Source organism: Noviherbaspirillum sp. UKPF54 (assembly GCF_007874125.1).
GTDB lineage: Bacteria > Pseudomonadota > Gammaproteobacteria > Burkholderiales > Burkholderiaceae_D > Noviherbaspirillum.
In genome coordinates this window covers 3,141,946-3,167,726 of the sequence record NZ_CP040128.1, presented here as the reverse complement: position 1 = coordinate 3,167,726, position 25,781 = coordinate 3,141,946, and the positions used below count along the sequence as shown (strand labels likewise).

The 25,781-nt window shown below is 56.7% G+C and carries 23 protein-coding genes, 1 tRNA gene and 1 pseudogene; 8 read left to right on the top strand and 17 right to left on the bottom strand.

Annotation, left to right across the window (positions count from 1 at the left end; genetic code table 11):
* Window positions 1–92: 92 nt before the first annotated feature.
* Window positions 93–944, bottom strand: coding sequence for an MOSC domain-containing protein (locus FAY22_RS14540; protein WP_146330871.1), 852 nt, complete (start codon window positions 942–944; stop codon window positions 93–95).
* A 19-nt stretch (window positions 945–963) separates the two neighbouring features.
* Window positions 964–2,055, bottom strand: coding sequence for a redox-regulated ATPase YchF (ychF, locus tag FAY22_RS14535; protein ID WP_146330870.1), 1,092 nt, complete (start codon window positions 2,053–2,055; stop codon window positions 964–966).
* Between the two features lie 56 nt (window positions 2,056–2,111).
* On the opposite strand from ychF, the gene FAY22_RS14530 reads away from it, so the two are divergent.
* From FAY22_RS14530 to FAY22_RS14510, 5 genes are all read left to right on the top strand, one after another.
* Window positions 2,112–3,353 (top strand): integrase family protein, encoded by a 1,242-nt coding sequence (locus FAY22_RS14530; RefSeq protein ID WP_146330869.1) that lies wholly within the window; start codon window positions 2,112–2,114, stop codon window positions 3,351–3,353.
* A gap of 481 nt (window positions 3,354–3,834) precedes the next feature.
* On the top strand, window positions 3,835–4,320 hold the full coding sequence (locus FAY22_RS14525) for an AlpA family transcriptional regulator (RefSeq protein WP_146330868.1): 486 nt from the start codon (window positions 3,835–3,837) through the stop codon (window positions 4,318–4,320).
* Entirely contained in the window at window positions 4,317–7,046 is a 2,730-nt protein-coding gene (locus FAY22_RS14520) for a hypothetical protein (RefSeq protein WP_146330867.1), read from the top strand. Before FAY22_RS14525 ends, FAY22_RS14520 begins: the two co-directional genes overlap by 4 nt.
* 316 nt (window positions 7,047–7,362) lie before the next feature.
* Window positions 7,363–7,587, top strand: coding sequence for a hypothetical protein (locus FAY22_RS14515; RefSeq protein WP_146330866.1), 225 nt, complete (start codon window positions 7,363–7,365; stop codon window positions 7,585–7,587).
* A gap of 116 nt (window positions 7,588–7,703) precedes the next feature.
* The gene (locus FAY22_RS14510) at window positions 7,704–8,429 is read left to right on the top strand and encodes a hypothetical protein (RefSeq protein ID WP_146330865.1); all 726 of its coding nucleotides are present in this window, start codon (window positions 7,704–7,706) and stop codon (window positions 8,427–8,429) included.
* Window positions 8,430–8,886: 457 nt separating this feature from the next.
* Here FAY22_RS14510 and FAY22_RS14500 read toward each other — a convergent pair.
* The 9 genes and pseudogenes from FAY22_RS14500 to FAY22_RS14460 all read right to left on the bottom strand — a co-directional run.
* Window positions 8,887–8,997: pseudogene (locus FAY22_RS14500) on the bottom strand (GTPase); the annotation flags it as partial.
* 156 nt (window positions 8,998–9,153) lie between these two features.
* On the bottom strand, window positions 9,154–10,251 hold the full coding sequence (locus FAY22_RS14495; protein WP_146330863.1) for a patatin-like phospholipase family protein: 1,098 nt from the start codon (window positions 10,249–10,251) through the stop codon (window positions 9,154–9,156).
* Window positions 10,248–10,823: an aminoacyl-tRNA hydrolase gene (gene pth, locus FAY22_RS14490; RefSeq protein ID WP_146330862.1), complete on the bottom strand. Its 576-nt coding sequence runs from the start codon at window positions 10,821–10,823 to the stop codon at window positions 10,248–10,250. The genes FAY22_RS14495 and pth overlap by 4 nt, the downstream gene beginning before the upstream one ends.
* A gap of 79 nt (window positions 10,824–10,902) precedes the next feature.
* Window positions 10,903–11,508: a 50S ribosomal protein L25/general stress protein Ctc gene (locus FAY22_RS14485; protein ID WP_146330861.1), complete on the bottom strand. Its 606-nt coding sequence runs from the start codon at window positions 11,506–11,508 to the stop codon at window positions 10,903–10,905.
* Window positions 11,509–11,602: 94 nt separating this feature from the next.
* Window positions 11,603–12,553: a ribose-phosphate pyrophosphokinase gene (locus FAY22_RS14480; protein WP_146330860.1), complete on the bottom strand. Its 951-nt coding sequence runs from the start codon at window positions 12,551–12,553 to the stop codon at window positions 11,603–11,605.
* A 108-nt stretch (window positions 12,554–12,661) separates the two neighbouring features.
* Window positions 12,662–12,738 (bottom strand) — tRNA-Gln (locus FAY22_RS14475).
* A gap of 48 nt (window positions 12,739–12,786) precedes the next feature.
* A complete protein-coding gene (gene ispE / locus FAY22_RS14470; protein WP_146330859.1) occupies window positions 12,787–13,659 on the bottom strand; it encodes a 4-(cytidine 5'-diphospho)-2-C-methyl-D-erythritol kinase in 873 nt (290 codons plus the stop codon).
* Complete coding sequence (gene lolB / locus FAY22_RS14465) at window positions 13,644–14,282, bottom strand: lipoprotein insertase outer membrane protein LolB (RefSeq protein ID WP_146330858.1); 639 nt, start codon at window positions 14,280–14,282, stop codon at window positions 13,644–13,646. Before lolB ends, ispE begins: the two co-directional genes overlap by 16 nt.
* Complete coding sequence (locus tag FAY22_RS14460) at window positions 14,279–16,096, bottom strand: tetratricopeptide repeat protein (RefSeq protein ID WP_146330857.1); 1,818 nt, start codon at window positions 16,094–16,096, stop codon at window positions 14,279–14,281. The genes lolB and FAY22_RS14460 overlap by 4 nt, the downstream gene beginning before the upstream one ends.
* 131 nt (window positions 16,097–16,227) lie before the next feature.
* Between FAY22_RS14460 and mutM the strand changes: the two genes are divergently transcribed.
* The 3 genes from mutM to mutY are packed head-to-tail and all read left to right on the top strand — an operon-like array spanning window position 16,228 to window position 20,191.
* Window positions 16,228–17,049 carry a bifunctional DNA-formamidopyrimidine glycosylase/DNA-(apurinic or apyrimidinic site) lyase gene (mutM, locus tag FAY22_RS14455; protein WP_146330856.1) on the top strand — a complete coding sequence of 274 codons (822 nt, stop codon included), beginning with the start codon at window positions 16,228–16,230 and terminating at the stop codon, window positions 17,047–17,049.
* Window positions 17,050–17,097: 48 nt separating this feature from the next.
* Window positions 17,098–19,035 (top strand): dynamin family protein, encoded by a 1,938-nt coding sequence (locus FAY22_RS14450; RefSeq protein ID WP_210411829.1) that lies wholly within the window; start codon window positions 17,098–17,100, stop codon window positions 19,033–19,035.
* Between the two features lie 10 nt (window positions 19,036–19,045).
* Window positions 19,046–20,191 (top strand): A/G-specific adenine glycosylase, encoded by a 1,146-nt coding sequence (gene mutY, locus FAY22_RS14445; protein ID WP_146330855.1) that lies wholly within the window; start codon window positions 19,046–19,048, stop codon window positions 20,189–20,191.
* A gap of 82 nt (window positions 20,192–20,273) precedes the next feature.
* Here the strand turns inward: mutY and FAY22_RS14440 are convergent, their stop codons facing one another.
* The 6 genes from FAY22_RS14440 to queF all read right to left on the bottom strand — a co-directional run bounded on the left by FAY22_RS14440 (window position 20,274) and on the right by queF (window position 25,692).
* A complete protein-coding gene (locus FAY22_RS14440; RefSeq protein WP_246860518.1) occupies window positions 20,274–21,326 on the bottom strand; it encodes a GGDEF domain-containing protein in 1,053 nt (350 codons plus the stop codon).
* Between the two features lie 283 nt (window positions 21,327–21,609).
* Entirely contained in the window at window positions 21,610–22,269 is a 660-nt protein-coding gene (locus FAY22_RS14435; protein ID WP_246860517.1) for an LON peptidase substrate-binding domain-containing protein, read from the bottom strand.
* Complete coding sequence (gene rapZ, locus FAY22_RS14430; RefSeq protein WP_146330853.1) at window positions 22,266–23,129, bottom strand: RNase adapter RapZ; 864 nt, start codon at window positions 23,127–23,129, stop codon at window positions 22,266–22,268. The genes FAY22_RS14435 and rapZ overlap by 4 nt, the downstream gene beginning before the upstream one ends.
* A 44-nt stretch (window positions 23,130–23,173) precedes the next feature.
* Window positions 23,174–24,112: an HPr(Ser) kinase/phosphatase gene (hprK, locus tag FAY22_RS14425; protein WP_146330852.1), complete on the bottom strand. Its 939-nt coding sequence runs from the start codon at window positions 24,110–24,112 to the stop codon at window positions 23,174–23,176.
* 30 nt (window positions 24,113–24,142) lie between these two features.
* Complete coding sequence (locus FAY22_RS14420) at window positions 24,143–24,610, bottom strand: PTS sugar transporter subunit IIA (protein ID WP_146330851.1); 468 nt, start codon at window positions 24,608–24,610, stop codon at window positions 24,143–24,145.
* A gap of 242 nt (window positions 24,611–24,852) precedes the next feature.
* Window positions 24,853–25,692, bottom strand: coding sequence for an NADPH-dependent 7-cyano-7-deazaguanine reductase QueF (queF, locus tag FAY22_RS14415; RefSeq protein ID WP_146330850.1), 840 nt, complete (start codon window positions 25,690–25,692; stop codon window positions 24,853–24,855).
* Between the last annotated feature and the right edge of the window lie 89 nt (window positions 25,693–25,781).

The window sequence follows — 25,781 nt, the reverse complement described above, 5'->3', positions numbered from 1 at the left end:
GCGGCAGCGGCTCTCCGCGTTTCAAGGGGATGATTGCCAGGCGAATACTAGCTTGCGCCGTTGCGACTTGCAATCATGACGCAGCCGCTGTCTTAGAATGCCAGGTTGACCTCGACCTCTTGCCCGAGGCGCAGCAGCTGGCCTTCGCCTTCGAGCAGGATCGCGTTCATCCCGAACGTAATGCCGCCGTCGACCTTCGGATTGGCGCGGTAGGTGCGTAGGATATCGAGCGGATCGGGGCCGAACTCTCCGGTTGTCGGATCGACTGACGGAATCGGGCAGCGTGCGCAAGGCTTGACGGGTTTGAAGGTCGCATTTCCCACCCTGAACGATTCCATGTAATCCTCGTCGAAGGCTTCCACGCCGCCGATGACAATGTTGGGGCGGAAGCGCTGCATCGGCAGTGCCTCGCGCCCCTGCGCCTTCAGCTTGGCATTCAGGTCGCCGAGCGAGGCTTCGGAAATCACTAGCATCGGATAGCCATCGGAAAAGAGCGTGGGCGCCTCCACGCCGCCCGTCCACTTGGTGCTGGCGATGCGCCGCGCTTCCGGATGAAAGCGCACCAGGCGGCAGGGCACGCCGAGAAAATTCGAAAACCAGGCCGCAGTGGTTTCGTCGCAGTCATAGGCCTTCACCGTGTCATTCCACACCCGCACCTGCAACGTCCGTTCGTCTTCCGGATGCGGCAGGCCGAGCGGGATTTCGAGGCGCAGCATGCCAGGTGCGCGCAATTCCAGCGTCTCGCTTTTCAGGCGCGGCACGATCAGTGCCATTTTCGGATGACTACGCTGCGTCATGAACCCGCCCTGCGCGTCGACCACCATCCATTCGCGATCGTAGATCTGCTCGCTCATCAGGCCGGCGGCAGTCAGCGTCGCTTCCTGCAGCGCGATGCCGGCGCAGGATTTGATTGGGTAGAAGTTCAGTTCGGTCAGGGTTGCCATGCCGGTTCAGGACACTATCTTAGACGTTGAACAGGAAGTTGAGGACGTCGCCATCCTTGACCACGTATTCCTTGCCTTCGGCGCGCATCTTGCCCGCTTCCTTGGCGCCCTGTTCTCCCTTGTAGGCGATGAAGTCCTCGAACGAGATGGTCTGCGCGCGGATGAAGCCGCGTTCGAAATCGGTATGGATCACCCCGGCAGCTTGCGGTGCGGTGTCGCCTACATGGATGGTCCAGGCGCGCACTTCCTTTACGCCGGCGGTGAAATAGGTCTGCAGGCCGAGCAGCTTGAAGGCTGCGCGGATCAGGCGGTTCAGGCCCGGCTCTTCCATGCCCATGTCGGCCAGGAAGGCGCCCTTGTCCTCTTCGTCGAGGTCGGCGATTTCCGCCTCGATCGCGGCGCAGATCGCGACTACCGGCGCATTCTGCGACTTCGCGTATTCGGTCAATTGATCCAGCAGCGGGTTGTTGGTGAAGCCGGTGTCGGAGACATTGCCGACGTACATTGCGGGCTTGGCCGTGATCAGGCACAGCGGCTTGATCAGCGCCATCTCTTCGGCATCGAGGCCCATCGCGCGCACCGGCTTGGCCTCGTCCAGTTGCGGCAGGATGCGCTCCAGCAGGGCGACCAGCTTGATGGCGTCCTTGTCGCCGGCCTTGGCTTTCTTGCTTTCGCGCTGGATCGTCTTGTCGACGGTGGTCATGTCGGCCAGCGCCAGCTCGGTCTGGATCACGGCGATGTCGTCCAGCGGGCTGACCTTGCCGGCCACGTGCACCACGTTCGGGTCTTCGAAGCAGCGCACCACGTTGACGATGGCATCGGTCTCGCGGATATGCGCGAGGAACTGGTTGCCTAGGCCTTCGCCCTTGGATGCGCCGGCCACCAGACCGGCGATGTCGACGAATTCGACCACCGCCGGCAGGATGCGCTCGGGCTTGACGATCTCGGCCAGCGCATTCAGGCGCGGGTCCGGCACCTCGACCACGCCGACGTTCGGCTCGATGGTGCAGAAGGGGTAGTTCTCCGCAGCGATGCCAGCCTTGGTCAGTGCGTTAAACAGGGTGGATTTGCCGACGTTAGGCAGGCCGACGATGCCGCATTTGAGACTCATGAAATTTTTCGCTAAATCAAGTGGTTAGCTGTGCGTTACGTTTTGTTCGAGCATTGATGAGCGTTAAAAACGCTCGATTCGTCGAATTGCACAGCGGAATGAAAAGACGGGACAAGCAAGCATGGATTCACAAAATTTTGTGCCCAATTTGTTCCCAAAAAATGCCAATTGTAACCCTCTCAGATGCATTAATCCAAAGGCTGACCTCCAGCGACCGTCGCATATTGCGGGACAGAGTGCTTTCCGGCTTTTGTCTCAGGGTGAACAAGCGGACAAAAACTTTCATCATTGCAACAAGCGCCAACGGTGAGCAGGTACGCATTACGCTTGGACGTTGGCCGCTTCTTACTGCCGATGAGGCGCGAGCAAAGGCGGCCGAGCTGCTGCGAGATTGTCGGAACGGGAAAATACCTGCCAAATCTCCCGCATTAAAGCTTCCAACATTACGGGATCTGCTTCCAATGTATGCAGCGGCAAAGGGGATCAAGCCATCAAGCTTGGCGCGTTATGAATCGCTGCTCAAAGTGCATTTCGCCACTTGGCAAGACCTATCCATTAGTGAAATGGATACGCCAGCATTTTCGCGGCATTGCCATGAATTCGCTCAGACTCGTGGTGCGGCTGTTGTTGAAACTGGGCGGGGCTTGATAGGGGCGGTAATCAAGTATGCAAACGCAGTGCATGGCCTGACCTTGGAAAGCCCCTTTAGCCAACTTGCCGCTGCAGGACTGATGCCGGAAAAGGCTCAACCTCGAATGCGAAAGCTGCAAGAAGACGATTTGCCACAATGGTATTTGGCTGTTCAACGCCTGCCAGAAAAGCAGCGGGATTTGTTGATTTTGTTGGCGCTTACTGGATTGCGAAGAAATGAAGGAGGATGCATCCGAAAGAAGGATTTGGATTTTGAATCCGGCGTGATGCACATACCGGAGACTAAGACCGGCCATCCTCATTCATTACCAATTACTCCGATTCTCCGCGAGATCTTGAATCATCATGCGTCAGGATTGGAAGGCGATCAGATGCTTTTTGCTGGTGTATCAATGGAGCATCTTGCTGAAATGGCTATGAGGGCGGGAGCCCCTAAGTTCATGCTTCACGATCTGCGAAAGCTGCTTGCGACAATTGGCGAACGGTTGGGGTTTAGCGATGCGATTTTGCGCAGAATTTTGAATCACAAGGCCAAGCGATCCGACACCCTACATCGACACTACGTAAGTGTTTCCGTAAAAGATATTCAGAAACCGTTGGAGGAAATTCAGTTAATGTTGCTTTGCACAATGCAAGGCAAAAAATGAAGGCGAGACCAAGCAGTGGAACCGGCCCAGTTTCAATCTCATGCAGTCGCATCTGATTGCCCTAACAGACTTGCATTGTCTTGGCATGTAGTTCACGGCGATGAATACGCGAAATTGCCGCTATTGGCCTATTTTGCGGCTCAAAATGGGCCTAATTTGGATGAAAAAGCGAAATTGCTTGCAGAATGCCAATTCTATGCAGTAAAGTTTTCGCACTTCTCTTCAAAACCCCGTCTGGAAAACCGAAGCAGAAAAGGAAACGTCTCTCACAGCCCTATTGGGCCGGAGTGACGCTTTGTAAACCTAATGACAATGCGTTAGTACGTGCGATGTTGCCTACGAAAAGGTGGCATTCACTCTGATCTTTGCATACGGTGACCTGCTTCCTTTGCCAGATGAGTTTCTATTTGTGGACAGGGAATAGTTCGCCTATCAAGATGCAGGCGCTAATGCGTTGTCGGATTTTTATGAGGCAACCATTATGGATCCACAATCCACTTTTCTCTCGACTGCTGAGGTTCTTGATCTTCTTAAGTGCTCAAAAACTGCACTTCGAAACCTTATTAAATTTGATTGTTTTCCCCGGCCTCTGAAATTTTCGTTTGGAGGGAAGGGGCCGTCCCGCACAACGGCAGCGCGATATCCAAAGGCCGAAGTAGAGGCTTGGATTCGCGATAAAGCAATTGAGGCACAAAGCAGGCGCAACCAGTACGTTGCAGCGTATCCTCCAATACAGCTTTGCAAAATTGCTGACATCGACTCCGCACTCTTCTACATGCGGGGGGTTTTGGATGTGTACGACGAACGCAAACGTGTCTTCGGTAAAGTTCGGTCCGATCTATCGCTCGTCGCACCTCAAGACCTGCCATGGGGAGAAATAAAGGCCGGAATAATGGAAATGCTGATGCAAGTTATGCAGGCGGCAAGCGCGGTAGGCATCGATGTTGAGGGGATGGTGAAATCATGACGCTGACCCGAAATATCGGAAAGATTTGCCGCATTACTTCTACAAATCCAATAACGCTTGGGAAGACTTTTCAAATCGGATTAGAGGGAGTGAAAAGGACAACCGCAGCCAATTTAGTAGCAGGGACGGTCGATGTTCTGCCCTTTAATTCTGTTTCAGATTTTGTCGGAATTCTCCAGGATGTGGGGAACAATCAGGCTTTATGTGCAAGTCTTCCGCTTTCTGGCGACAAGCCTACGCCCTTGGTAACCAAGAGCGAATTGGCATTGAACCGAAATTCTGGAGCCATCACCCGTAGCAAGGAGTATTTCGCTTTCCCTCGTGGTCAACGCGGTGTTATGACGCTGGACTATGACCCGCCAAGCAACGCGAGTCCATTTCATCGTGAAGAGCTTTGGGCGCTGCTATGTAAAGTCGTTCCGCAAGTAGAGCAGGCCGGAGTTATCTGGTGGTGCTCCGGTAGTTCTTATATTTATTCAGGAAATGACGCGATACAGGGCATCAAGGGGCAGCGGCTCTATATATTCGTCAACGATATAAGTGATATCGAGCGCTGTGGTGATGCGCTAGCTAAACGCTTGTGGCTGGCAGGATATGGACATATTTCGGTTTCAAAATCAGGTGCGAAGCTTATTCGATCCACTTTTGATACCGCAATGTATGAACCTGCACGCTTAGATTTTATCGGCGGGGCAGTATGTCATCCACCCTTGGAGCAACGGCGCGGTTCACCGATCATTCTGTCAGATGGTGGATGGCTGGATACAGTTGCAGCGATACCGGACCTCAGTGCAGTCGAAGAAAAGCGCTATGAAGGATTGGTCTCCAATGCCAAAGCGCTTGCCGAAGCGGCTAGTAATGCGGCGCGAGAGGAATGGCTTCGGGAGCGCTTGGCGGATATGGCAACGAAGTTGGCCGCTTTGCATATCCCAGAGGATCAAATTTCCGATAGAGCAGAGCGCTGCTTACGATCGGCGCTAGGAGGAGTGCTGCATGGTGATTTCGAAATTGTTCTTGATGACGATACGGTAGTTTCTGTTGGCGGGATTCTAGATAATCGAGAAAAGTATCATGGGCGGCTGACAAAAGACCCATTAGAGCCAGATTATCAAAACGGGAAAATCGTTGGCAAGTTGTACCTCTATGGTGCGGCTCCCAATTTGCATAGTTTCGCTCGGGGTGGTTCTACTTACAAACTGCGCAGACAGCCAAAAAGGCTTTACGTGGTCAAGGGGCGCCGACCTGAACTAGTTGATTCGATCATTCTGCATCTTTCTAGGGAAGACGACATTTTTGTTCGAGGTGGACAGCTAGTTCAGGTAGTCAATGGAGGGATTCGTCCTTTTAAGAAGACCTCGCTTTCGCATACAGTCGGCTCCCGCATCGCGTTGTATTCCAAGAATGCAAAGGGCATTGATTGTCCTGTGGATTTGGGAAGCGAGGCTTCCGAAATGATTCTTGCTTTGGCAGAGTACGGGGAATTCCGAGAGATAAAAGCGTTTGTCACGATGCCATTTGTTCGTGCTGATGGTTCGCTTGTTCTTGCTCCTGGCTATGACGAGAAAACACATACATATGCAGATTTTCAGCAGGAATCCATTGCTCCGTTGCCGGAAGCTCCAAGTAGTTCGGATATTGTTCAAGCTCTGAAAACGCTTTGGGGGCCTTGGAGCAAGTTTCCTTTTGCGTCAGAGCATGACCGAGCCGCGATGCTGGCTGCTATTTTTACCGCTGTTTGTCGGCCTTCGTTAGACACCGCTCCAGCATTTTTCTTCGATGCGCCAGTACAGGGTACAGGCAAGTCACTGTGCGCGGCTGCGCTCGGCGCATTAGTTCGAGGTAAGCGGGGCGGTGTCAGTCCATTCGTAGGTGGGGATTATGCCGACGCAGAGATGCTAAAGCAGATTGTATCGATGCTGCTGACCGGCTCTTCGTTCTGGCTAATTGATAACGTAGTCGGCACTTGGAAGTCAGCAGTGCTGAGTGCGTTGATTACTGACGGCGCGGTAGATGCTCGTATTCTTGGACAAAATACCTGGGTTCGAGGGGAGGCGCGGCTATTGTTATGCGCTACAGGTAACAATGCAAGCTTGGACAAGGACTTGGGCCGACGCTTTGTGAAAGTTCGAATAGACAGTGGAGAAGAGAGCCCTCAGGGCCGCGATTTCGATTTTTCCCCAGTAAGCCGAGCATTAAAGGATCGTTTGCAAATTGCAAGGTCAGTGTTGCTTGTTATTCGCGCTTTCAGCTTGGCAGGTAACCCGGCTCTAGGTCGCGGTACGGCTGGCTTTGGCGCTTGGTCCTCATTGGTCAGGCAATGTGTCATGTGGTGCTCGTCAAAGGGATTAACACATGAGGCTGGAATAGGAATTTGCGGAGACCCTGCGATTTCTATCTTGGAGGATGCTGGCGCAGATGATGAGGATGTAATAGCTCTTACTTCACTTCTGCGTGGCCTCGCTTTGCTATATCCGAATGGGCAAACGTTTCAGGCAAAAGATGTTCTCAATATTTGGTTTAAAGGCTTGCCGGATGCGGCGGGGGGAATGGTCCATGTCACAGACGGCCTGACCTTTTTCCTGCATAACAAGAAGAACGTTAGTGCGATGACGATTGCTAAAGTCTTTCGATACCGGCGAGAGCGGCCAGCAGGAGGATTAAAGCTGGTGGAAGCTGGCACGGATCGCAATAAAACGAATTATTGGTCAGTCGTTTCTGTAAGTTGATGTCAGTTTTTGTGGGTGTTGTGGGTGTTGTGGGTGTATTTTTTATGGAATCCCCATAAATATGGGATTAATAATTCCTTAAAGCAACAGGAAAATACACCTTCAACACCCGCATCACCCGCATGTTTGGCGTTGGTAAATAAACCAAAACCAACCTCCAGAAATGCTGCACGAATATTTTCGGTGTATGTGGGATACCCGCGTCGATGACAATCCAATATATAAAAATATGGTGGTGTCCTCAATGCTATCGAATGCCGCGCTCCGTGTATGACGACGCGGGCTGCGACATAGCCCTTACTTTTAGGAAGTTTTTATGCGCTTTGTTATCTTTGGTCTTGCTTTGGTCCTTACCGGATGTGTTACAGCACCACGGCAATTTCACAATCCGAATGTCACGCAAGAGCAAGCGAAGCGTGATGCGCTGGAGTGCCGATATGACGCCAAAAAAGTAGAGGCTTCGCAAGCGAATCCAATTATCGCTGTTGATATGGCCAACCAAGCCTACAACATGTGTATGGAAATTCGGGGATACAGATGAAAGCGAGAATGTTGGAGATCCGGTTAGTTCGAGTTGCAGCCGCGAAGAGCGCTGGGAGTGAAGTGACGGATCTTAAAAGCTATGCTTCGTAACTTATTTGTTCGAAAGAGTATGTTATGCAATTAAAAGAGAGGTCGTTATTTATCGCTTCGTTTTTGACTAACTTTTTCGACCCTCATTTTGCAAGCCGATTTCTTAAAATATTCGCCGTGGCACTCTCATTGATTGCAATAGCTCCATTTCTTGACCATTGGTATGAAGGAAAAATCGAAGAGCAGCTCTACGAAGATAAATATAACGCTCAATCAAAAGCGGATGAAATCAACGCTCAAATTCAGCGGCTTAACTTAGATCGAAATTATTTTGACTTGACGAAAGAAGAAAGGGCTGAGAGAGAGGAGTTACTGCAGCTTCAGCTTGTACAGTTAAAGAATGCAGAGGAGGCGGCAAAAAGAATTGCAAAGAGAACTTGGCAAAGAAATTTTAGTCAGCCGTGGTGGAAATACGTACCGATTGCTGCAGCACCAGTTTCTCTTTATGCAGCATTTTCCGACGTCTTTTCATCCTCTTTTTCGATCAAAGCAGCAATTTGGTCAACGGCAGCTAATGCGTGCCTCTTCTTTGGAATAGTTGGCTACTGGAGAAGTCGGCAGTGGGGAGGGTATGCAATGGGGAGTTTTTGCCTGCTTTTTATAGGGCACGTTTTATTTGAAATGTTCAGCCTTATTACCCCTTCTCTATTAACCAGTATAGTTAATCTTCTTGTGTTGATCATCTGCTTAGTTCCAGCAGCAATTTTGTTTCGGTCAAACGGAATGAAATCATCTCTAGTCGCTGGATAGCAGTTTGTAAAATTAATAGTGGAATTGCTCACGGTATCGCACAAATACACGCCGAATTGTTAGAGACGGATTGCTTATGCCATTGATAAAGTGCCCTGATTGTGGCAATTCGATTTCAGATGCTGCGCCAGCCTGTATCCATTGCGGTCGGCCAATGAAGGAAACAGCGGCACCGCCAAAGCTAAATGCTGCATTGACCATAGGGCCTTGCCCAAAGTGCGGGAGCACGGACGTTTTGGATAATCTGGCGAAGGTGGTCAAAGAAGGGAACTTCGGACCGATTTCAGCCCTGATATTAGGCGGGTTTGCTTCGACAATGACGAAGGGGCGTTATATCTGCCAAAGCTGTAAGTATCAATGGCGAACTAACGTTTAGTAATTTTATTCTTTGTTCCGGGTTTGTTCCCGTTTTTTTATTCTCAGCCGTAACTCTTTGACTTGGCGAGGAATTCTAGCCGATGGTGCAGAAGGGGTAGTTCTCGGCGGCGATGCCGGCCTTGGTCAGCGCGTTGAACAGGGTGGATTTGCCGACGTTAGGCAAGCCGACGATACCGCATTTGAGACTCATACAATTCTTTCCAGATCAGTAATCCCGCCGCGGGCAGGATGGGAATAAAACATCGGATTGGTGGCAAAACCCGGGCTTTTGAAGTCGTTTGTCCCGGTTTTCAGTGGTTTTGCCGAAAAGTGCGTATTGTACCCTTCGCTGCCCGACCGCGCCTCTTCATAAAGGCCGCACGATGCCGAGATCCGGCTTTTCCACGAAAGCGGCGAGGTCGTCGCGCAGGCGCCCGCCATCGCCGATCGCCTGCTTCCAGTCGCGGACGCGGCGCGTATTATCCTGCCCGTAATGGTGGAAGTCCTTTCGATCGGGTAGCCTTCGGCGCGGCAAAGACTGCAGGAAGGATGCGGAGGGAGCAACCAGGATCATGTTGTCGAGCCAGTCGCGGTTTTTCCCCCGGCTGGCGCGGCGCCACGGCAAGCTCTTGTCGAACCAGCCCGGCACGATTTGCGGGCCGAAATGTGGATACAGCACCAAGCCGCCGCCCGGCTGGCTTGCAAGGCGGGAATAGGGTAGCGCCAGGTGGTAGTCGATCAGCCCGCCATCCCAGTAGGTTCCGACCGGCGCTTGTGGGACGCTCCGCACCGGCTCCATCACGAAGGGTAGTGTGCCGGACGCCAGCAGTGCGCTGGCGAGATTGTCCGGCCCCAGCGGTGTGAAGTGCGTGTCAAAGGCGTCGAAGCGCGTCCTGAGCCAAGCGGCCGGATCGCGCTGGTCGGCGACCACGACGCGCTCCAGATGGTTGGCGAGCTGTGCGCGCGCAAACAGGTTGCCGAGCACGGCCATGCCGAAGCCGGCGCTTGCCGTCAGCCTGCGTCGCGGGGCTGTCAGCAACCGGCGGCCGCGCGCCATCAGCAGGTGCAGGCGATGGTGCGGGTGGGATGCAATTTCATGTTCGTGCCCGCCGATAAAGGCGGCGAGAAATTCGTTGACCGAATCGGTCACGAAGCGCGCCGACGGCTTGGGTGGATAGGCTTGCTCGCAATACAGGTCGCCCAGCCGCTGGAAGGCGGCGACCGGATCGGCGTGGCAGGCGGCGGTCATACGCCACGCGCCGACGGATGCGCCGATCAGGGCGCGTTCGCGCGGCGCCGACGGCAACCATTGTCCGAACAGCCATTGATCCAGCTTCTGGAAGATCAGTCCCTTGGGGCCGCCGGCGGCGGCCGGAATGATGGCGATGTCCTGCGCGCGCAAGCCGTGCTTGTGCAAATGCATGAATGCGGTGCGGCCGGCGAGAATGGCAATCGCCGGCTTCATTTCGCCGAATGAAGCTTCATCATCGCCGCTTCAAACTTGCCTTCGCACAGCATTGGGATCACATCGAGGCTGTTGTCGATGGCGTTGTTGATCAGCGCCTGGTCCTCCTTGCGCGGACGGTGCAGCACGAAGTCGACCACCTGCTGCTGCAGGTTCATCGAGCGCGGATGGCCGATGCCGATGCGCAGGCGCCAGTAGTCCTGCGTGCCGAGCGCGGCGGTAATGTCCTTCAAGCCATTGTGGCCACCGGAGGAGCCGCCTTTCTTGATCTTGGCCGCACCCGGAGGCAAGTCGAGTTCATCGTGCACGACGAGGATTTCGTCCGGCGCGATCTTGTAGAAACGCGCCAGCGCACCCACCGACTGTCCGGAGCGGTTCATGTAGGTCTGCGGTTCCAGTAGCCATACGTCCTGACCGGCGATGCGAATTTTTGCCGCCAGGGCATTGAAGCGCGTTTCGCGTACCAGCGCGCTGCCGGCGAGGTTGTCGACTACCCAGAAACCGGCGTTGTGGCGGGTTTGTTCATATTCCGGGCCCGGATTGCCGAGGCCGACGATGAGGCGTATGGACATATTGCGCTTCCTGTGTCTGTCGCAGCGTCAAAGCAAAAAAACCCGCCACAAGTGGCGGGTTTTTTCGGGAATCGCCGAATTACTTCTTCTCGGCTTCGGTCGCGGCGGCTGCTTCTTCAGCCGATACTTGGCCGGCCGGAACGCTTACGGTAGCGATGGTCGGGTTGTCGTGCGCAATAGCCGACACACCCTTCGGCAGCTGGAGGTCGTTCAGGTGCACGGATGCGCCTGCTTCAACCTTGGACAGGTCGACTTCGATGAACTCCGGCAGGTCGCCCGGCAGGCAGGTGATGTCTAGTTCGTTCATCACGTGGCTGATGACGGCGCTGCTCAGCTTGACGGCCGGGGACACTTCGGCATTCACGAAGTGCAGCGGAACCTTGACGTGCAGCTTCTGGTTGGCATCGACGCGCTGGAAGTCAGCGTGCATCACGATTTGCTTGAATGCGTGCACCTGGAAGTCGCGCAGCAGGACTTTTTCCACCTTGCCGTCGATTTCCATGTCGAGGATCGACGAATGGAAAGCTTCCTTTTTCAGCGCATGGTACAGCGCGTTGTGGTCGAGCGCGATGGCAACTGGTGCAGCCGTACCGCCGTAGATGATGCCCGGGGTTTGACCAGCCTTGCGCAGGCGGCGGCTCGCTCCGGACCCCTGCTCTGTGCGTGGGAATGCGACAACTTTCATTTAAAAGCTCCAAAAATAAGCAAGGCGGCGCCTTGCGGTGTATCCCCCGCGACCAGGGGACATGAAAGCCCGCCCTTGAGAGGCGGGGAAAATCTTAATCGGCGAACAGCGAGCTGACCGAATCGCCCTTGGTGATGCGCTTGAACGTCTCGGCCAGCAGGCCGGCGGCGGTCAGCTGGCGGATCTTCGGGCAAGCCTTGGCCGCCGCGGTCAGCGGAATCGTATCGGTGACGACCAGTTCATCCAGCGGCGAGGAGGTGATGCGCTCGATTGCCGGACCGGACAGCACCGGATGCGTACAGTAGGCGACGACCTTCTTCGCGCCGCGCTCTTTCAGCACTTCGGCTGCCTTGGTCAGCGTGCCGGCGGTGTCGACCATGTCATCCATGATCACGCAGTTGCGGCCTTCGACTTCACCGATGATGTGCATGACTTCCGACACGTTTGCTTTCGGACGGCGCTTGTCGATGATGGCCAGGTCGCAGTTCAGGCGCTTGGCCAGCGCGCGGGCGCGCACCACGCCGCCGACGTCCGGTGATACGACCAGCAGGTCGTCGTAATTCTTTTTTTCCAGGTCGGTCAGCAGGATCGGCGAGGCATAGATATTGTCGACCGGAATATCGAAGAAGCCCTGGATCTGGTCGGCGTGCAGATCCATGATCAGCACACGGCCAACGCCTGCCTGTTGCAGCATGTTGGCGACAATCTTGGCCGAAATTGCAACACGTGCCGAACGCGGGCGACGATCCTGGCGGGCATAACCGTAGTAGGGAATGGCGGCAGTAATGCGGCCGGCGGAGGCGCGCTTCAATGCATCGACCATCAACATGATTTCCATCAGATTGTCGTTGGTCGGTGCGCAAGTCGATTGCAATACGAAGACGTCCTTGCCGCGCACGTTTTCGTTAATTTCCACCATGACTTCGCCGTCAGAAAACTTCGATACAACGGCTTTGCCAAGGGGAATGCCAAGTTGCTTAACGACACCAGCGGCCAGCTCCGGATTTGCATTGCCGGTAAAGACCATCAGGTTTTCGAGCGCCATGGAACACCTAAAATTTTTTAGCGGGTTAAAAGGTTGAAAAGCCGCCAAGGCTTGACTGTTCGTCGTGCATTGGCGGCTTCGCGGTTCTTCTCTTATTTTTGTATTTAATGGCAGGGGAACAAGGATTCGAACCTTGGAATGCCGGAATCAAAATCCGGTGCCTTAACCAGCTTGGCGATTCCCCTACACAATCGGTTGTTTGCCGTTACATCAACGTCAAACGAATTCTTGAGCTACGACATCAGCAAGTGCGAGAGCGGATGTCGCTCGATCGCTTTGGCTTTCCATGCTTTCCAGTCTGTCCGTCCGGTCTCGCGCATTGCTGCGAGAACTGCATCTGCCTGATGTTCATGCTCAAACGGGCAGAATACGCAGGCGCCGGAACCGGTCATTCTTGCATCTCCATATTGTCGCAGCCATTCGATAGCTTCGGCAATAGGCGGGAACAACTTGGTCGCCACGACTTGGAGGTCGTTTTTTCCGAAGCAGGTGTTTGCCTTGGAAAAGTCCGTTATTCTGACGGGTTTCGTGTTTCTTGTCAAATCCGAATCCGAAAAAATTGCTGCGGTCGGCACAAAAACGCCCGGTTCGATCACTACATACCAGCAATCGGGCGTTGTTACCTGCTGCAATGCCTCGCCGACGCCTTCTGCAAACGCATTGTTTCCAAAAATAAAAAACGGCACGTCGGCGCCCAGTTTCAGCCCCAAGTCCATCAGTTCCGCGCGGTCCAGCCCGGTTTGCCACAAGTGGTTCAGGGCAATCAGCGTGGTGGCGGCGTCCGATGAGCCGCCGCCCAAGCCGCCGCCCATCGGCAGTCGCTTGTCGATGGCAATCTCGGCGCCGAGATGCGCGCCGTCCTGAACGGCCGATTTCAGCAGTTGCGCCGCGCGCACGATCAGGTCCGACTCTTCCGGTACTCCGGCAATCGGCGTCGTGCGGCGAATGACCCCGTCGTCGCGCCGCTCGAAATGCAGCGCGTCGCCGTGGTCGAGCAGCTGAAAGACGGTCTGCAGCAGGTGGTAGCCGTCAGGGCGGCGACCGGTTACATGCAGGAAAAGATTGAGCTTTGCGGGGGCCGGGCAGTTGTTCAGTGTGCTTGCCATGTATCGATCACGATGCGGATGGAAACGTCGCCTGCCTGTTGCGTATAGCGGGCAAGGTCGATGCGCTTGGGGCGGAGTTGCGTGGGGAGTGATTCCTCTTCCGCCCAGTTTTCATACTGGATTTGCCAGCCGTCGAGCGTACGGATATGCGAGGCTTGCAGCGTGGCGACGACCTGTTTTCCCGCGTGGTCAAGCGCAAAGCCTTGCAGCCAGTTGCGCAAGCCAGCCACGGGAAGTGGCCATCCGAGCGTCTGCTCGGTCAATGCATCGACATCGGCGGCGCTGCGCGCCGGCTGTCCGCCTTGCGCGAGCGTGGCGCCGGTCGGCGTCACAGTAATGACTGCCATGGTTTGGCCGAGAGGGGACAGCAAGGTCACGGTGGTTTGGGACGTGGTCTGGTTCCATACAAAACTGCCGTGCAGCGCTTCGTCCCGGTTGTCGCGTTGATAGTGAACGGAGAGCCGGCCGCTCAGGTCGAGTGCGTCGTGAAACGGGCGGGCAGGAACAACTGGCCGCGCGCCCTGCGTTTCGTGTTGGGAAGAGGGAGGGACAAAGCTGGCGCAAGCGGCCAGCAGCAGCGGCAGCGCGATCGCCGCACCCCGACGGGCAAGGCGAAAACTCATAGATTCACATTGAGCCGCGCCAGGGTGCTCTTGAGCATATCGTTCTGCGGATCCTTGGTTTGCGCATCGCGCCAGAATTTTTGCGCATCCGCCTTCTGGCCTTTGATCCATAGCACTTCGCCAAGGTGGACCGCGATTTCGGCATCCGGGCGCAGTTCGTAGGCGCGGCGCAGCAAGCTTTCTGCTTCCTTCAGATTGCCCATGCGGAATTGCACCCAACCCATGCTATCCATGATGTACGGGTCTTCCGGCGCCAGCTTGAGTGCCTTGTCGATCAGCTCGTACGCCTCGTTCAGGCGAATATTGCGTTCTGCCAGCGAATAGCCGAGTGCGTTGTACGCGTGCTGGTTGTTCGGTGCCAGCTCCATGATACGGCGCAGCGCCGTTTCCATGATGTCCAGCTGATTGCCTTTCTCGGCAACCATGGCGTAGTCGTACAGCAAATCGGTATTGTCTGGATATTGCTTCAGCCCGGCCTTGAGTACTTCCATAGCCGGCGCCAGCTGATTGGCGTCGCGCAGGATTTGCGCCTCGGCGCTGATGACCTGGGTCTGCTCGCGTTCGCCGTTGGCCTTGAGTTCGTGCAGAAGCTGACGTGCCTGCGCCATGTCGCCGCGTTTGGCAATGATTTGCGCCCGCTTGATCTGGGCGCTCAGAAACGCTTCACCCGGTTCGATCTGTGCCAGCCACTTGAGCACGGCATCGGTATCCTTGCGTTCTTCGGCGATCTGGGCCAGCAGCAGCAGCGCCTGGTTGGGATCGCGCTCCTCTTCGGGATTGGCCGACAGCACGTTCAGGTAGGTGGTCAGGTACTTCTCGGCTGCGCCAAAATCATTGACTTGCACGCTTAGCACACCCAACGCATATAGTGCGGTCAAGTCCTGCGGCTGTTCCTTGAGCATCATTTCGAACTCATGGCGTGCCTTGCCGTACTGCTTTTGCTCGACCAGCATGCGGGCGTAGGCCATGCGCACGTCGCGCGCCTTGGGATGGCGTGCGAGGAAGTCGGAAAGGGATTTCGCGGCTTCATTCTTGTCCGTCGTAACCTGTGCCAGCGACAGGGCGGCAAGTTCGGAATCGGGCTTGAGCTTGAGCGCAGTTTGCGCCTCCTGGCGGGCGCGCTCGCTGTCGCCCTTCGCAAAGGCGCCCTGTGCCAATGCAAGACGTGCCTCGGGCATGTCGAGGTAGGGCTTGAGCAAGTCCTCCAGCAGTGCGAATGCCGCGGCCTTGTCCTTGGCTCGCGCCAGCAGCCGTTGTACCTGAAATGCCAGCAGCCCACGCGTCTGGGGACGCGCTTCCTTGAGCCTTTCCGTAAGCAGCGGCTTGGCTTCGGCCAAGTCGTCGCTCAAGATGACGAAGCTCAGGTAATATTGCGCCGCTTCTTCGGAGTGCGGCGCGAGCGTGCGCCACAGGCGGACGGCGGCAAGCGCTTCGTCGGCTTCCTTGGCCGCCAGCGCGATTTCCGCCGCACGGCGCGCCAGGCGCGGGTCGCGTGTCTGCTGCGCCAGTCCCAGCATCGTGACGTAACCCGTTTGCCAGTCGCCACGCTGGTAGGCGATTTCCGCGCTGAGGACCTTGTACATGACGTCTTCGGTCAGCTCGGCCGACGGCAGCGGATCATCTACCCTTGGCTCGCTTTCCGCGCTGCCGAGATGGCGGGAAACCTGTTGTTTCTTCACCAATTTTCCATCCGCGGAAAAGCCCGGCGCCGTGGCGTCGGGGGCATTCAGCGGCGGAAGTGCTGGGCGCTGTGACCAGCTTGCGCAGGCTGACAAGACGAGCGGCAGGGTTACAATAAGAAGGGCAGTTTTCAAAAGAAATGTCCTGATGTTGCAAGCAAATTTTTATTCTACGCCCAACCAGTCGCCTATGCGCGCGGGTAATGTCATCCGGGCGTCGTCATCCTGCTCCAGGTTTGTGTTTTGGCAAAGAGATATTTTTAGCAATGCCTGAATTACCCGAGGTTGAAGTAACGCGGCGCGGCGTCGCGCCCCATTTGGAGGGGCGTGTCGTCACTGCCGTAAATGTGCGCCACAGTGGCTTGCGCTGGCCTTTTCCGCCGGATTTGAACAAGCACCTGTGCGGGCGCCGCATCCGGTCTACTGGGCGTCGCGGCAAGTACCTGTTGATTGGTTTCGAGCACGGCACCCTGATTGTGCACTTGGGGATGTCCGGCCACTTGCGCATTTTGCCAAGCGGCGTCGCGCCGCAAAAACACGACCATTTTGATTTGGAAGTTGGCGATCACGTTTTGCGCATGACGGATCCGCGCCGTTTCGGCGCAGTGTTATGGCATGGCCGGGAAGACGGGGCGATCGAGGAGCATCTGCTGCTGCGCGGCTTGGGCGCCGAGCCGCTGGAGCCAGGCTTTTCGGCGGAGCTGCTGTATTGCCAGACGCGTAAGCGCAGTGCCGCCATCAAGCAGGTGTTGTTGGCCGGCGACATTGTCGTCGGGGTAGGCAATATCTATGCGTCCGAGAGTTTGTTCAAGGCCGGCATCAATCCCAAGACCCCGGCGCATCGCATTGGAATCGGCCGCTATGCCAAACTGGCGCAGGCGATCCGGGAAACGCTGGCTGCCGCCATCGAGCAGGGCGGCAGTACGTTGCGCGATTTTGTCGGTGTCGATGGGCGCTCGGGCTATTTCCAACAAAGTTATTTCGTCTACGACAGGACGGGCGAAGCCTGCCGGCTATGCGGCACGGCAGTGCGCCAGATCAAGCAGGGACAGCGTTCGACCTTTTACTGCCCAAATTGTCAAAAATGAGCACGGGTGCTAGATTCGTGGAAATGTTCAAGCGGAAACGGGGATAACGTGAGCAATCTGGTGCAAAAGTTCCAGCAATACAGCAACTGGCGCAGCGATGTTGTGTCGGCGCTTGAGCGTTATCGCGCGTGGCTGGATAGTGCGGAATTGTCCGACACCGCCAGCGAGCAGCGTTTTTCCCGGTTGCTTACCAGGCTGGCGGACGACAAGCTGTCGATTGCTTTTGTGGCGGAATTCTCGCGCGGCAAATCGGAATTGATCAATGCGGTCTTTTTTGCCGATTACGGCCAGCGTATCCTGCCGTCGTCCGCCGGACGCACCACGATGTGCCCGACCGAGCTGTTGTACGACGAAACCTTTCCGCCATCGATACGCCTGCTGCCGATAGAAACGCGGGAACAGGCGCAGTCCACGAGCGATTTCAAGGAACAGAGCCAGGCCTGGACAGTTTTGCCGCTCGATATCTCGTCGACTGAAGGAATGCTGGAAGCGTTCAAGCAGGTCAGCCTGACCAAGCGCGTGCCCGTCGAGGACGCCAAGCGTTACGGCCTGTACGACGAGTCGGACCCGGACGTCGCCCTGACGGTCGGTCAGGACGGCCTGGTCGAAATTTCGCAGTGGCGCCATGCCATCGTCAATTTTCCGCATCCGCTGCTGAAGCAGGGATTGGTGATCATCGATACCCCGGGCCTGAATGCGATCGGCACGGAGCCGGAACTCACGCTGAATCTGATTCCGAACGCGCACGCGGTGCTGTTCATCCTGGCGGCCGATACCGGTGTGACCAAGAGCGATATCGATGTCTGGCGCGACCATATCAATGCCGGCGCGGGCCGCATGGTGGTGCTGAACAAGATTGACAGCATGTGGGATGAATTGCGCACGCCGGCCGAGATCGATGCGCAGATCGAGCGGCAGGTGGTGAGCGTGGCGCAGACCCTGCAGCTGGCGCCGCATCAGGTCTTTCCGATTTCGGCGCAAAAGGGATTGGTCGGCAAGGTCAATCACGACGCCGAGCTCCTGGCGAAAAGCCGCCTGCCGGCGCTCGAGAATGCGCTGTCCAACGAGCTTATCCCCGGCAAGCAGGACATCATCCGCACCCAGCTGTCGTCGGATATCGGCGAGCTGACGGTAACCAAGCATGCGTTGCTCGACGCGCGCAGCCGCAACGTGGTCGAACAGCTGGTGGAGTTGAAGAGCCTGCGCGGAAAAAATCAAAACATCATCGAACACATGATGAAGCGCGTCGAGCTGGAGAAAAAGGAGTTCGACAACAGCCTGCTGAAACTGCAGGGAACGCGCGCGGTCTTCACCCGCCTGTCGACCGAACTGTTTACCAGCCTCGGCATGGACATCCTGAAAGCGGAGGCTCGCAAGACGCGCGACGCGATGGACAGGAGTAAGTTCACGTCCGGCTTGCGCCAGGCGGTGAAAGATTTTTTCGAGCATGTGCGCGGCAACCTGAACGCATCGGCGCGCAAGACCGAAGAAATTACCGCGATGATGGCGGTCATGTATCGCAAGTTCTCGACCGAGCATGGCTTGGCGCTGTCCACGCCGATGCCGTTTTCGCTCGATAAGTACATGAAAGAAATAGAAATGATCGAAGGCCTGTACCACAAGCAGTTCGGTGCGGCGACGATCCTGACCACGCCCCAGGTGGTAATGATGACGAAGTTCTTCGATTCGATCGCGTCGCGCGTGAAGCAAAGCTCCCTGCAGGCTAATCGCGATGTCGAAGCCTGGCTGAAAGTGGTGATGGCGCCGCTGGAAGCGCAGATCTGGGAGCACCGTTCGCAACTGAAGAAGCGCAAGCAGGCGATCGAGCGCATTCACCTGGCGACCGACAGCCTGGAGGAAAAGGTCGAGGCGCTAGAGCAGATGCAGGCCGAACTCGATGGGCAAAAGAAGACGCTGATGATGCTGGAAGCGGACTTAAGCAACGCAATCACGGCCGAACTCGCGCCGCTCAAGGCGGCGGCCTGAAAGAATTGTCATGAAGCGAGTGGCAGCAGCGCCGTCTGCGCGGGCAGATAGCGCTGGCGAAGACTTTTCCGATCCCGGTTTTTCCGATGCAGTGATTCGCTGGCAGAAGCAGCATGGACGCCACGCGCTGCCGTGGCAAAACACGCGCGATGCCTATCGAATCTGGTTGTCGGAAATCATGCTGCAACAGACCCAGGTAACGGCAGTCATTCCTTATTATCGGCGTTTCCTGGAGCGATTCCCGGATGTGGCTGCCCTAGCGGCCGCGCAGCCGGAGGACGTGATGGCGCACTGGAGCGGCCTGGGGTACTACTCGCGCGCGCGCAACCTGCACCGTTGCGCGCAGCAGGTACAGGCGCAGTATGGCGGCGTCTTTCCGTCCGATCCGGTGCTGCTTGCGGAATTACCCGGCATCGGACGCTCGACGGCGGCGGCGATTTCCGCATTTGCGTACGGCACACGCGCCGCCATCCTCGACGGGAATGTCAAACGTGTGTTCTGCCGCGTCTTCGGGATCGATGGTTTTCCCGGGGCGAAGCCGGTCGAGGACACGTTATGGCGGAGTGCCGTCGCATTACTGCCGCAGAGCGACGTCGAAGCGTATACGCAGGGGCTGATGGATCTGGGTGCAACGATATGTACCCGCAGCCGCCCCTCCTGCATGGACTGCCCGCTGGCGCAACGCTGCGTGGCGTTGGCCACGGACCGTGTACGGCTGCTACCGGTGCGCAAGCCTAAAAAGGCTGTCCCGGAGCGGCATACCTCGATGCTAGTCATCACCGATAAGAACCAGGTGCTGCTGGAGCAGCGCCCCGGTACGGGCATCTGGGGCGGCTTATTGTCGCTGCCGGAGCTGGATCGATTGACGCGGGAAGACAGCGCGCCATCGGAACATTTCGAATCGGCGGTTGCGCAGGCAATTGCCCCGTTCGGCGAACTGGCTTCCTGCGAAAGGCTGCAGCCGTTCGCGCATGTTTTTACCCATTTCAAGCTGCATATCGCGCCTTACCGGATACGGCTCGCGCACCGCGTGCCGATGGTCGGACAAGCCGACCATGTCTGGTACCCGACAGACAAACTTGCGGAGGCGCCCTTGCCGGCGCCGGTAAAGAAGCTGCTGCTGGCGGTGTTCAGGGAAGCGGACTTGCTGCCCTAGTTCCTGACGCTTATGAGCGGTCGTCTCACTTCCCTTCCCCCACTCAACTACGCCAACCCGAAGCGGGAAGGGCGGCTGAACGCTAGGAGGCGTCGGCCCACTCGACCCGATTGCGGCCAAGTTGTTTGGCTTGGTAGAGCGCGGCGTCGGCTCGTGAAATCAAGTCATTGATTTTTTCACCCTGGCGATATTGCGCCACCCCGATCGACAACGAAATATGCTTTTGCGGAAGGATCTTCTGGAAGTCCAGAAAATGCGCATACACGCGCAGCCTTTCCGCATGCATGACGGCGCCCTTGAGGTCGGTATCGGGGAGTATCAGCATGAATTCATCGCCGCCGTAACGCCCGAGAATATCGGTGTCGCGGATGCTGTCGCGCGCTACTCGGGAAAACTCTTTCAGGATCGTGTCGCCGGTCAGGTGACCTCGGTTGTCGTTGATTTCCTTGAAGCGGTCGATATCGATCAGGCAGATCGAGAAAGGAATCGACAGCGTATCGATTTGCAGTTTGGCGCGGTCCAGTTCGGTCTGCAACTGGCGGCGGTTATAAAGCCCGGTCAATTCGTCGCGGACCGATTTTTCTTCGTAATGTTCGAGCTGGTAGCGCGTCGCTTTGAGTAGCTGGTGCAGGTTCTGGATCTGCTTGCCGACCAAGATCATGCCGGGCAAGGTCAGTGCCAGCACGAACCACTGCATGAGGTCGGCGCGAAATTCGATCCCATACCCTTCCGCGCGTGCATGCAGCACGATAATACCGAGAAAGGCGGTAAGGCAGCCGACCAGCAGCAGGATCAGCGAGGCAGTCGACAGCCGGAAGATGCCGAATGAGAAAGCAATCAGGACGAACGGTACTAGCGCCATCTGGGTCGCCCGTTCCAGGTAAGCCACGGTCAACATGATCAGCAGCGCAGCAATTATCTGCGGCAGCATCAGGCTCTGGTCGCCGAAACGCGCATTGAGCCGGAACCGGAAGGCGCAATAAAACAGGACGACGAAGCACAGCACCACGGCCGCGACTGTAATAAACGTGGCGCGCCCGATGAAGCCCTGCTGGTAGAACGCGTACATGCTCATCGCGTACAGTAGAGAGATCAGGCTGATCGGCGAGATCTGGGGAATGCTCGCAGGGGGCATGTTTTTGCGGCGGTTAACTGAAACGGACTCGGGAGTGAATCGCGGCTCTGATCGCATGGTTTCGCGTGCGTCGTTTAGATACATACGAAATCTCGCGTTCAAAGAGGTACCGGCGGTGCGGATCGCAGGAAATGGTTAAGGGGGAGGCTGACCGTGTATTTATCCTATGAATACCGGCGGTCGTCTTTGCGCGGTGACAAATGGATGTTGAAAAAGTCTTGGGGGTAGCTTGCGACGCCGGGCTCGCATGCGGCCGGCCCGGTCCATATCGAATCTGATACGGTCAAATGATGCGGTGCTGCTGCAAATACTGGTGGACGATTGAAAGGCGGGCCTGCGCGTCGTCAAGTTCCAGTAGCTTCTGGCGCGCCTTGAGCGGAATCGGCAGTATTTCGCACCAGCGATTGGCAACCCACGCGGTGCTTTCGAACTGAAGCGGCAGGGCGAACAGGCTGTCGAATGACTCGCCGTGCTGCGCTTGTCCTTTGGCTTCGATATCGTCCATGACGATCTTGAGGGCCTTTGCACAGTTGACGTGCATCGCGCTGACCGGTGCGTCGGTGTCCGGCGCGATCATGTCGACCTGGGCTTCGAGCCGGTTGTCGGGCAAGACGCGTGTGTCGAGAATGCGAAACCGTTCTTCTCCCTGGATGCGCAGCAGCATGACGCCGAGACTGGGCATGTCCCAATGCACGATGCGGGCAAGCGTGCCGACCGTCTCAGGTTCGGCCGCAGCGCCCACTTCCTGCCCGGATTTGATCAGCACCACGCCGAATGGCGCGTCGTCCTTCATGCAATCGCGCACCATGTCGATATAGCGCGCTTCGAATACTTTCAGCGGCAGCACTCCGGCCGGAAAAAGGACCGTCTTCAGAGGGAAAAGCGGAATCCAGGTGGCGTTTTGCGGCATGGTCGGTAAAGGACGGGGGCGCTGCGATGTCAATTCAACTCGCGGTGACGCAGCAGGACATGCTCCGAATCGCCGAAGTGCTGTGCCAGTCGCTCTGCCATGTACACCGAGCGATGCTGCCCGCCGGTGCATCCGATGGCCACGGTCAGATAGCTGCGGTTATCGTTTTTAAAGGCGGGCAACCACTTTTCGATGAACATGCGGATATCCGTGAGCAGTTCCGCGACATGCGCCTGGGTATCGAGAAATGCAATTACCGGCGCGTCGCGCCCGGTAAACGGGCGCAGGCTGAGATCGTAGTAAGGATTGGGCAGCACGCGCACATCGAACACCAGGTCTGCGTCCAGCGGTACGCCGAATTTGAATGCGAATGATTCGAACAGCAAGGTCAGAGGTGCGCGCTCGGTCGCCACCATGTCCTTGATCCATGCTCGCAGCTTGTTGGCCGACAGTCCTGAAGTGTCGATGACGTGCCCGATGCCTTCGATCGGCGACAGCATTTCTCGCTCGCGCAGGATGCATTCGGTGAGTGTCGGCTGGTCGCTGGCTTGCTTGTCTGGCCGGTTGCGGTGCGAAAGCGGATGGCTGCGCCGGGTTTCGGAAAAGCGTGCGATCAGCGATTCGGTCTTGGCTGTCAGGAACAGGACCTTGACGTCGTGGCCTTCGCTTTTCAGTTGCTGGATATCGGCCGGCAGTCCTGCCAGCGAATCGGCGCTGCGCGCATCCATGGCGACGGCCAGCATGTCTGCTCCCTCTTCCAGTCGGGTGGCGACCAGCTGGCGCAGGAGCTTGGGAGGCAGGTTGTCGACGCAGAAGTAGCCGGCGTCTTCGAGGGCATTCAATCCGACCGATTTGCCGGAGCCGGAAATGCCAGTGATGAGGATTATGCGCATGCGATTATGATACCGCATGCTCTGTTTTCGCAGGGCTGACGGAATCAGTCGTTGCCCATGGCCTTCTGCTGCCGCTCCATGAATTCCTTGAGCGTATCGATGCCGCGCAGCTGCAGGATAGTATTGCGCACGGCGGCTTCCAGCAGCACCGCGAGGTTGCGGCCGGCCTCTACCGGGATGACGACCTTGCGGATCGGTAGGCCGAGCACTTCCTCGGTCTGCGAATGCAGCGGCAGCCGTTCGTAGTTTTCTTCCAGCGTGCTGCGCCTGACCAGGTGCACAATTAGCTTCAGCCGCATCTTGCGGCGCACGGCTGTTTCGCCAAAGATGGTCTTGATGTCAAGCAGGCCCAGTCCGCGCACTTCGAGCAGATTCTGCAGCAAGGGCGGGCAGCGCCCTTCGATCATATTGGGCGCGATGCGGGCGAATTCGACGGCGTCGTCGGCCACCAGCCCATGGTTGCGCGAAATAAGTTCCAGGCCAAGCTCGCTCTTGCCAAGGCCCGATTCGCCGGTAATGAGCACGCCCACGCCGAGCACGTCCATGAAGACACCGTGCATTGTCACGCGCTGCGCCAGTTCTTTCGACAGATATACCCGCAGGTAGTCGATGACCTGCGCGGCCGGCAGCGGCGTGGAAAATAGTGGGATGTTCTTTTCGTCGCATACCTGCAGGATGTAGGGCGGCGTCTCGAGTCCCTGCGCGATGACGAATGCGGGTGGCTCGCCGGCGACCAGTTCTTCCGTCTGATAGGCGCGGGACGAGGGTGAAAGGCGGTTGTAATACTGGATTTCCTGATGCCCGAAGACTTGCAGGCGGCCGGGATGGATCAGGTTCAGGTGGCCGACCTGGTCGGCGGCCGAGGTTGCATCGCCCGAGATGCGGCGCTCGCCGCCGGGAAAGCCGGCAAACCAGCCCAACTGTAGCGCTTCGCGGGTATCGTCGTAAAGCTGCTGAATGGTCAGATGGGTGGCAGTGGGCATGGTACGGATGGACAGAGGAAACTGTCCGGATTATGCATGCGCGATTGGCTGTCGTGCAACAATGCGTGCATGTACCGATAATGGATCCGGGTCTGTAGTCAGTACGTTGCGGAAGCCCTCATCGGAAAACATTTCGGCGATTTCTGACAGGATTTCCAGATGCTGCTGCGTCACCTGGTCCGGAATGAGCAGGAAAACCAGTAGTCTCACCGGCTGTCCGTCGGGCGATTCGAACGGAATGGGCTCCTTCAGCCGCACGAAGGCCGCCAGCGGCGATTTCAATCCCTTGATCCGTCCATGCGGCACGGCTACTCCATGGCCCAACCCGGTCGATCCCAGCCGCTCGCGCGCAAACAGGTTGTCGGACACTACTGAGCGCGCAATGCCGCAATTGTTTTCAAAGATCAGTCCCGCCTGCTCGAATGCGCGCTTCTTGCTCGATACTTCGAGATCAAGAACGACATTGCTTGCCGACAGGATTTTTGCGAGGTTAGTCATGTTGCAAAATTCTATGTTGCGTTGCACAAAATTGGCGTCCGAAACGGATTATAGACCTCTTTTTCGATATCGTAATGCCGAAGAATATGCCGCGCGTTGGGCAGATACTTTGATTGAGAGCAGGAAAATAGTGCAAGCGATCAATCTAATATTGGGCTTCGAAACGAAGTATGTCGGCCAAAACCGGCATATATATTAGAGTGCTGTTCAGGAGGGAAGTTTCTAATAGTTATTGCCGAAGGTTATTGGCGGGCATTGCGTAAATTGGACGGACGTTGCGCCGTCGTGAAGTTGCTGCGCCACGGATTGATGTCCAAGCCGCCGCGCCGCGTGTAACGCGCGTAGACAGCCAGTTTCTGCGGCCGGCACTGGCGCATGATGTCCATGAAAATCCGTTCCACGCATTGTTCATGGAATTCATTGTGATTGCGAAAACCGATCAGGTATTGCAACAGCCCTTCCTGGTCAATCTGGGCGCCCGCATAGCGGATCTGGACGCTACCCCAATCCGGCTGGCCGGTCACCAGGCAATTTGACTTGAGCAGGTGCGATACCAGCGTTTCTTCGACCATCGCTTCGGCATGATTGGCTTTCAGCAGCGATGGCATAGGCTGATATTCGTTGACTTCGATGTCGAGTCGATCCAGCAGCAAGCCTTCGAGTTCGCCCATCCTAAGCGACGGGAAGGCGTCCGGCAGCGTCAGCGCGACTTGTACCGGGGCGCCGAAGCCGGCTGACAAATCGGTGCGCAGCAAATCCAGCAAGGCGTCCGGGCCGGCCAGCCGGGTCTGGTTGAACGAGTTGAGATACAGCTTGAACGACTTGGACTCGATGATGTTGGGCGAGTCGGCCGGCACGGTGAATGTGGCGATGGCGACTTGCGGCTTGCCGCGCGAGTTCAGCCATGACACCTCGTACGCGTTCCAGATATCGACACCGAAGAAGGGCAGGGTGCCGGTGATCCCGATTTCTTCGCGTTTCGCTTGCCGCGGGATGGGGAACAGCAGCGACGGGGAGTATTCGGCCTGGTAGGCGGTCGGTTTGCCCAGCGGCGAAGATTCGGGGAGGTTGTTTGTGCTCATGCCATGGATGGCGAATTCGCCATGACGAGATTGATCGGTGGGCATTGCCTGTTATGACAGCATGCGCACCGGACGGTTCTGCCGGCAAG

What these genes read in the sequence shown, in the direction of transcription:
- FAY22_RS14540 (WP_146330871.1), bottom strand. Translation starts at nt 944, where the DNA reads ATGGCAACCCTGACCGAACTGAACTTCTACCCAATCAAATCCTGCGCC.
- ychF (WP_146330870.1), bottom strand. Translation starts at nt 2,055, where the DNA reads ATGAGTCTCAAATGCGGCATCGTCGGCCTGCCTAACGTCGGCAAATCC.
- FAY22_RS14530 (WP_146330869.1), top strand. Translation starts at nt 2,112, where the DNA reads ATGAGCGTTAAAAACGCTCGATTCGTCGAATTGCACAGCGGAATGAAA.
- FAY22_RS14525 (WP_146330868.1), top strand. Translation starts at nt 3,835, where the DNA reads ATGGATCCACAATCCACTTTTCTCTCGACTGCTGAGGTTCTTGATCTT.
- FAY22_RS14520 (WP_146330867.1), top strand. Translation starts at nt 4,317, where the DNA reads ATGACGCTGACCCGAAATATCGGAAAGATTTGCCGCATTACTTCTACA.
- FAY22_RS14515 (WP_146330866.1), top strand. Translation starts at nt 7,363, where the DNA reads ATGCGCTTTGTTATCTTTGGTCTTGCTTTGGTCCTTACCGGATGTGTT.
- FAY22_RS14510 (WP_146330865.1), top strand. Translation starts at nt 7,704, where the DNA reads ATGCAATTAAAAGAGAGGTCGTTATTTATCGCTTCGTTTTTGACTAAC.
- FAY22_RS14495 (WP_146330863.1), bottom strand. Translation starts at nt 10,251, where the DNA reads ATGAAGCCGGCGATTGCCATTCTCGCCGGCCGCACCGCATTCATGCAT.
- pth (WP_146330862.1), bottom strand. Translation starts at nt 10,823, where the DNA reads ATGTCCATACGCCTCATCGTCGGCCTCGGCAATCCGGGCCCGGAATAT.
- FAY22_RS14485 (WP_146330861.1), bottom strand. Translation starts at nt 11,508, where the DNA reads ATGAAAGTTGTCGCATTCCCACGCACAGAGCAGGGGTCCGGAGCGAGC.
- FAY22_RS14480 (WP_146330860.1), bottom strand. Translation starts at nt 12,553, where the DNA reads ATGGCGCTCGAAAACCTGATGGTCTTTACCGGCAATGCAAATCCGGAG.
- ispE (WP_146330859.1), bottom strand. Translation starts at nt 13,659, where the DNA reads ATGGCAAGCACACTGAACAACTGCCCGGCCCCCGCAAAGCTCAATCTT.
- lolB (WP_146330858.1), bottom strand. Translation starts at nt 14,282, where the DNA reads ATGAGTTTTCGCCTTGCCCGTCGGGGTGCGGCGATCGCGCTGCCGCTG.
- mutM (WP_146330856.1), top strand. Translation starts at nt 16,228, where the DNA reads ATGCCTGAATTACCCGAGGTTGAAGTAACGCGGCGCGGCGTCGCGCCC.
- mutY (WP_146330855.1), top strand. Translation starts at nt 19,046, where the DNA reads ATGAAGCGAGTGGCAGCAGCGCCGTCTGCGCGGGCAGATAGCGCTGGC.
- FAY22_RS14440 (WP_246860518.1), bottom strand. Translation starts at nt 21,326, where the DNA reads ATGCCCCCTGCGAGCATTCCCCAGATCTCGCCGATCAGCCTGATCTCT.
- rapZ (WP_146330853.1), bottom strand. Translation starts at nt 23,129, where the DNA reads ATGCGCATAATCCTCATCACTGGCATTTCCGGCTCCGGCAAATCGGTC.
- hprK (WP_146330852.1), bottom strand. Translation starts at nt 24,112, where the DNA reads ATGCCCACTGCCACCCATCTGACCATTCAGCAGCTTTACGACGATACC.
- FAY22_RS14420 (WP_146330851.1), bottom strand. Translation starts at nt 24,610, where the DNA reads ATGACTAACCTCGCAAAAATCCTGTCGGCAAGCAATGTCGTTCTTGAT.
- queF (WP_146330850.1), bottom strand. Translation starts at nt 25,692, where the DNA reads ATGAGCACAAACAACCTCCCCGAATCTTCGCCGCTGGGCAAACCGACC.